A 6,450-nucleotide genomic window follows, 5' to 3' on the forward strand; every position below is an offset into this window, starting at 1 on the left:
CGCTCATGCGCCCTCCCCGTTCAGCAGCGGCTCGAGCTTGCCTTCCCGGTGCAGGGCGATCATGTCGTCGTAGCCGCCCACGTGGACCTCACCGACGAAGATCTGCGGCACGCTGGTGCGGCGCGTCTTGGCCATCATCTTTTCGCGCTCGGCCGGGTCCAGGTCGATGCGGACCTCGGTCCAGCTCTCGCCCTTGCTCTTCAGGAAGTTCTTGGCGGCCACGCAGTACGGGCATACGGCGGTCGAATAGAGGGTGATGGGCGGCTTCCCACCCCGGTTGGCAGCGGCATCTTGGTTCACGGGAAACTCCACAGCGGAACGAGTGTCTGTATATGGTAGCCGTCGGCTGGATTTTCCATGTCATCACCGCAACACTGTGGATTAACCGCAGATTTGCACATGGCCTGTCACGCTGACGCCCTTGCCCGCTGCCCCGGTCCCTCCAGGAGTTCCGTTTGCGCACCCTGCTGCTCTCTGCTGCGTTGACCCTCGCCCTGGCCGCGCCGTTGGCCTCGGCCCAGGACAGCAAGCTGCCCGACATCGGCTCCTCGGCCGGCGAGCTGCTGACCCCGGCGCGCCAGGCCGAGTACGGCGGGATGATGCTGCGCGAGCTGCGCAACTACGGCTACCTGCTGGATGACCCGCTGGTGGACGACTGGCTGCAGACCATGGGCGCGCGGCTGGGCTCCAACAGCGCGCAGCCGCGCCAGTCCTACACCTTTTTCATGCTCAAGGACCGGCAGATCAATGCCTTCGCCACCCTGGGCGGCTACGTGGGGGTCAACGCCGGGCTGGTGCTGACCGCCGAGCGCGAGGATGAGGTGGCGGCGGTGCTGTCCCACGAAATCGCCCACGTCACCCAGCAGCACGTGCTGCGCGGAGTTGAACGGGCCCAGCGCGACCAGATTCCGATCCTGCTGGGCATGCTGGCGGCGGTGGTGGCCGCCCAGCAGGCCGGCGGCAATTCCTCCGGCGATGCCACCATGGCCGCCATCACCTCCGGCATGGGGCTGATGCAGCAGCGGCAGATCAACTACACCCGCAGCAACGAATCCGAGGCCGACCGCCTGGGCATCCGCACGCTGGCCCGCAGCGGCTACGACGTGGATGCCATGGCCGGCTTCTTCGAGCGCATGTCCGCCTCGATGCGCGGCAATGCAGGCGGCTATTCGGTGCCCGACTTCCTGCAGACCCACCCGGTCAACACCACCCGCATCAGCGAGGCCAAGGCCCGCGCCGAGCAGATGAAGAAGGACACCGTGCTGCTCACCACCGCGGTGCCCGGCGGGGTGCGCCAGGAGCGCGTGGACCCGGCCGACCCGGCGCTGTCCGATCCGCTGGTCCGGCGCAGCAACCCGCTGCTGCCGGCGTCGATGCAGATCTCGGTCAACGCCCTCCAGCGTGGCCCCACCGGGCAGTTCGAGTGGGCGCGCGAGCGCCTGCGCGTGCTCAGTGCCGACACGCCGGGCGAGCTGGCCACCGAATACCAGAACCTGCAGCGCGCGCAGAAGGGCGGCCTGAGCGACGCCCAGCGCTACGGGCTGGCGCTGGCACGGCTGCGCAACAGCGGGGCGGGCGAGGCGCGGCGCGACCTGGCCGAGCTGCTGCAGAGCCGCCCGGACAACCTGTGGGTGGCGCTGGCGCTGGGCGAGGCCGAATCGCGTGCCGGCCAACCGGCGCAGGCCAACGCCCGCTTCGACACCCTGCTGCGGCAGCACCCGGGCAGCCGCCCGGTGGCGTTGACCTATGCAGCCATCCTGAACGAACAGGGCGGGCGCGAGGCCGGCCAGCGCGCGCAGGCGATGCTGCGCCCGCTGCTGTCGCAAAGCGGCAATGATCCGGTGTTCCAGCAGCGCTACGCCCGCGCCAGCGAACTGGCCGGTGACACCATCCGCGCCAGCGAGGCCTACGCCGAGGCCGCCTTCCTCAATGGCCGCCCGGAGCAGGCGCTGATGCAGCTGCAGGCCCTGAAGAAGCAGCCGGGGCTGGACTACGTAGGCCGGGCCCGGGTGGACGCCCGGATCGAGAGCATCACCCCGACCGTGCTGGAAATGCGCCGCCAGGGCATCAACGATCCGGAGCTGGAACGCCGCTGAGCCGCGGCGCCCACTCCGCCCGGATGACCGCGCGATGGCAATCGGGCTGCGGTCGTCACAAACATGTCATGAAACCGTAGTCTACTGGGCTCAATCCCGGTCTGATGAGTAATACGGTGGGCACGTGCAGAAACGCATCCTGATCGTCGATGACGAACCCGCGATCCGCGAGATGGTCGCCTTTGCCCTTCGCAAGGGCGACTACGACCCCATTCACGCCGGTGACGCCCGCGAGGCCCAGACGGCCATCGCCGACCGCGTGCCGGACCTGATCCTGCTCGACTGGATGCTTCCCGGCACCAGCGGCCTGGACCTGGCGCGGCGCTGGCGCAAGGAAGCCCTCACCCGCGAGGTGCCGATCATCATGCTCACCGCGCGCGGCGAAGAGAACGACCGGGTCGGTGGCCTGGAAGCCGGCGTCGACGACTACGTGGTCAAGCCGTTCTCGGCGCGCGAACTGCTGGCCCGCATCCGTGCGGTGATGCGCCGCGCCCGCGACGATGACGAGGACGGCAGCGTGGCCGTCGGCACGATCCGCATCGACGGCGCCGCGCACCGCGTGTTCGCCGGCGATCAGCCGGTGCCGATCGGTCCTACCGAGTACCGCCTGCTGCACTTCTTCATGACCCACCCCGAGCGGGTCTACACCCGCGCGCAGCTGCTGGACCATGTCTGGGGCGGCAGCGTGTACGTGGAAGAGCGCACCATCGACGTGCACATCCGTCGGCTGCGCAAGACGCTGGAACCGTTCGGTGCGGAGAACATGGTGCAGACCGTGCGCGGGGCCGGCTACCGGTTCTCGACCTCGACCTGATCGCAGGCCTTCCAGCGGGGCAGAGCCCCGCTCTACCATGCCGGTGCGGGCAGTACCTGCTGCCCAGCGGGGCACGGCCCCGCTCTACCGGGATTATCTTCACGAGACCGCAATGCCGCGCCACATCCGCTCCGCCTGGTTGAAAACCCTTGCCACGCTCGCCGTGCTGCTGCTGGCTGCCGTGCTGCTGGGTGTGGCCACCGGGCATGTGTGGATGTGCATCGCGCTGGCTTCCATCGGCGCGCTGGCCTGGCATTACTGGCGGCTGCGCAAGGTGCTGCGCCGGCTCACCGCACGCCAGCGCTGGGACATGAGCGCCGGCACCGGCGTGTGGAATGAACTGGACCGCCTGCTGTACCGCAACCAGCTGGAAATGCGCACGCGCAAGCGGCGCCTGCTGGACATGCTGCGCAGTTACCGCGCCGCCGCCGCCGCACTGCCCGATGCCGTGGTGGTGGTGGACCGCAACAGCCAGCGCGTGCAGTGGTTCAACGAAGCGGCAACGTCGCTGCTGGGGCTGCATCACCCGGGCGATCTGGGCGAGGCGCTGGTGGCGCGCCTGCAGCCGATGCCGCTGGCGCATTGGCTGGCCGGTGGCCGCAACGCCGAACCGATCCTGGACGTGGCCTCGCCGGTGGACCCGGCGATCCGCCTCAACCTGCGCCTCATTCCCTATTCGCCGGACTACTGGCTGCTGATCGCACGTGACGTCAGCAAGCTGCTGCGGCTGGAACAGGTGCGCCGCGACTTCGTGGCCAACGTGTCGCACGAACTGCGCACGCCACTGACCGTGGTGCACGGCTACCTGGACATGATGGAGCCCGAGGACTTCCCCGGCACCGGCCCGATGCTGGAAGAAATGCGCAAGCAATCGCAGCGCATGGCCCAGCTGGTCGAGGACCTGCTGACGCTGTCCCGGCTGGAGTCGCAGGACCACACCGAAGAAGAAACCGTGGCGATGGCGCCCATGCTGGCCACGCTGCGCCGCGAGGCCGAAGCGCACAGCCAGGGTCGCCACCAGATCAGCGTGATCGACAGCGCCGGGGTGGACCTGCAGGGCTCCAACAAGGAGCTGCACAGTGCGTTCTCCAACCTGGTCACCAACGCGGTGCGCTACACCCCCGCCGGTGGCCGTGTGGTGGTGGAGCTGGCACGCGAAGGCCAGGGCGTGGTGCTGGCGGTGCGCGATACCGGCTACGGCATCCCCGCCACCCACCTGCCCCGCCTCACCGAACGCTTCTACCGCGTGTCCAGCAGCCGCTCGCGCGAGAGCGGCGGTACCGGCCTGGGCCTGTCCATCGTCAAGCACATCCTGGGCCTGCACCACGCGCGCCTGGAGATCCAGAGCGAGGTCGGCAAGGGCAGCGTGTTCTCGTGCCACTTTGATGCCGACCACGTGCGTGAGCGCAGCGACGTGGCCTCCCTTACTTCAGCAGAAGACTCCTCCGCATGAGCACCCTCGTTCCCATCGCCGTGCCGGCGGACACCGACCCGCTGCGCGACCCGGCGCTGTACATCAACCGCGAGCTGTCGCAGCTGGACTTCAATTTCCGGGTGCTGGCCCAGGCCATGGACCCGCAGGTGCCGGTGCTGGAGCGGCTGCGCTTCATGTGCATCTCCTGCACCAACCTGGACGAGTTCTTCGAGATCCGCGCCGCGGCCGTACGCCACGCGCAGGAGTTCGGCCTGCCGCCGGCACCGGACGGCATGACGCCGCAGGCGATCCTCAACGCCATCCATGACCGCGCCGCGCAGCTGGTGGACCAGCAGTACCGCTGCTGGAACGAGACGCTGCGCCCGGCGCTGCACGACGCCGGCATCGACGTGCTGGGCCGTCATTCCTGGAACCATCGCCAGAAGCGCTGGCTGCGTGCCTACTTCCGCAACGAGATCATGCCGGTGCTGTCGCCGCTGGGCCTGGACCCGTCGCACCCGTTCCCGAAGATCCTCAACAAGTCGCTGAACATCGTGGTGGTGCTCAAGGGCACCGATGCGTTCGGCCGCGCCGGCCACCTGGCCATCGTGCGCGCGCCGCGCTCGCTGCCGCGCATCATCCAGCTGCCCGAATCGCTCGGCAGCACGCAGACCTACGTGTTCCTGTCCTCGGTGCTGTCCACGTTCGTCGGCGAGCTGTTCCCCGGCATGGAAGTCCAGGGGGCGTACCAGTTCCGCGTGACCCGCAACTCCGAGCTGGTGGTGGACGAGGAAGAAGTGGAGAACCTGGCGCTGGCGTTGCGCGACGAACTGGTCGACCGCGGCTACCGGCCGGCGGTACGCCTGGAAATCGCGCAGGATTGCCCGCGCGACATCGTGCGCACGCTGCTGCAGAACTTCGGTCTCACCGAGAACGCGGTCTACCGCATCGACGGCCCGGTCAATCTCAACCGCGTGATCCAGCTCTACGACCTGCTGGCCCGCCCGGAACTGAAGTACCCGCCGATGAATCCGCGCACGCTGCGCGACAGCGACGGCATCTTCGAGGTGGCCGCGCGCCGCGATGTGCTGCTGCACCACCCCTTCGATGCCTTCACCGCCGTGCTGGACCTGATCAAGCAGGCCGCGGTGGACCCGAACGTGCTGGCGATCAAGCAGACCCTGTACCGCACCGGCAAGGATTCGCTGATCGTGGATGCGCTGATCCTGGCCGCGCGCAACGGCAAGGACGTCACGGTCGTGGTGGAGCTGCGCGCGCGCTTCGACGAAGAGGCCAACCTGGGCCTGGCCGACCGCCTGCAGGAAGCCGGCGTGCAGGTGGTGTACGGCGTGGTGGGCTACAAGACCCACGCCAAGATGCTGCTGATCGTGCGCCGCGAGGGCCGCAAGCTGCGCCGCTACGTGCACTTGGGCACCGGCAACTACCACAGCGGCACGGCCCGCGCGTATACCGACCTGAGCCTGATCACCGCCGATGCGGACATCGGCAATGACGTGCACCTGCTGTTCCAGCAGCTGTCCGGCCTGGCCCCGCGCACCCGCCTGAAGCGCCTGCTGCAGTCCCCGTTCACCCTGCATGACGGATTGCTGCAGAAGATCGACCGCGAGATGCGCCTGGCCACCAACGGCCGCCCGGGCCGGATCATCGCCAAGATGAACGCCCTCAACGAACCGCAGGTGGTGCGCGCGCTGTACGCGGCCTCGCAGGCCGGCGTGCAGATCGACCTGATCGTGCGTGGTGCCTGCACGCTGCGCCCCGGCGTACCGGGCGTGTCGGACAACATCCGGGTGCGCTCGATCGTCGGGCGCTTCCTGGAACACAGCCGGGTGTACTGGTTCGGCAACGATGGTGCGGCCGAACTGTACTGCGCCAGTGCGGACTGGCTGGAGCGCAACCTGCTGCGCCGGGTCGAGACCTGTTTCCCGATCCTGGACCCGGAACTGGCGCGCAAGGTCTACCGCGACGTGCTGCAGAACTACCTGGACGACAACCTCAATGCCTGGGAGCTGCAGGCCGACGGCAACTACCGCAAGTGCGTACCGGCCCACGACGAGCCACCGCATTCGGCGCAGATGGCGTTGATGCGGGGCCTGTAAGGACCTGCA

At 68.5% G+C, this 6,450-nt stretch carries 5 protein-coding genes; 4 read left to right on the top strand and 1 reads right to left on the bottom strand.

Annotated features, from left to right (window positions below; genetic code table 11):
* Positions 1 to 3 precede the first annotated feature (3 nt).
* On the bottom strand, positions 4 to 300 hold the full coding sequence (gene grxC, locus RT456_RS17700; protein WP_313348522.1) for a glutaredoxin 3: 297 nt from the start codon (positions 298 to 300) through the stop codon (positions 4 to 6).
* A 155-nt stretch (positions 301 to 455) separates the two neighbouring features.
* Between grxC and RT456_RS17705 the strand changes: the two genes are divergently transcribed.
* From RT456_RS17705 to ppk1, 4 genes are all read left to right on the top strand, one after another.
* Positions 456 to 2,096: a M48 family metalloprotease gene (locus tag RT456_RS17705; RefSeq protein WP_313348524.1), complete on the top strand. Its 1,641-nt coding sequence runs from the start codon at positions 456 to 458 to the stop codon at positions 2,094 to 2,096.
* A gap of 124 nt (positions 2,097 to 2,220) precedes the next feature.
* On the top strand, positions 2,221 to 2,910 hold the full coding sequence (gene phoB / locus RT456_RS17710; protein ID WP_019185815.1) for a phosphate regulon transcriptional regulator PhoB: 690 nt from the start codon (positions 2,221 to 2,223) through the stop codon (positions 2,908 to 2,910).
* 112 nt (positions 2,911 to 3,022) lie between these two features.
* Positions 3,023 to 4,363 carry a phosphate regulon sensor histidine kinase PhoR gene (gene phoR, locus RT456_RS17715; RefSeq protein WP_313348525.1) on the top strand — a complete coding sequence of 447 codons (1,341 nt, stop codon included), beginning with the start codon at positions 3,023 to 3,025 and terminating at the stop codon, positions 4,361 to 4,363.
* The gene (gene ppk1 / locus RT456_RS17720; protein ID WP_313348526.1) at positions 4,360 to 6,441 is read left to right on the top strand and encodes a polyphosphate kinase 1; all 2,082 of its coding nucleotides are present in this window, start codon (positions 4,360 to 4,362) and stop codon (positions 6,439 to 6,441) included. Before phoR ends, ppk1 begins: the two co-directional genes overlap by 4 nt.
* Positions 6,442 to 6,450 lie beyond the last annotated feature (9 nt).

This window comes from Stenotrophomonas sp. (genome assembly GCF_032099025.1).
In the GTDB taxonomy this organism is placed as follows: domain Bacteria; phylum Pseudomonadota; class Gammaproteobacteria; order Xanthomonadales; family Xanthomonadaceae; genus Stenotrophomonas.

What these genes read in the sequence shown, in the direction of transcription:
- phoR (WP_313348525.1), top strand. Translation starts at nt 3,023, where the DNA reads ATGCCGCGCCACATCCGCTCCGCCTGGTTGAAAACCCTTGCCACGCTC.
- ppk1 (WP_313348526.1), top strand. Translation starts at nt 4,360, where the DNA reads ATGAGCACCCTCGTTCCCATCGCCGTGCCGGCGGACACCGACCCGCTG.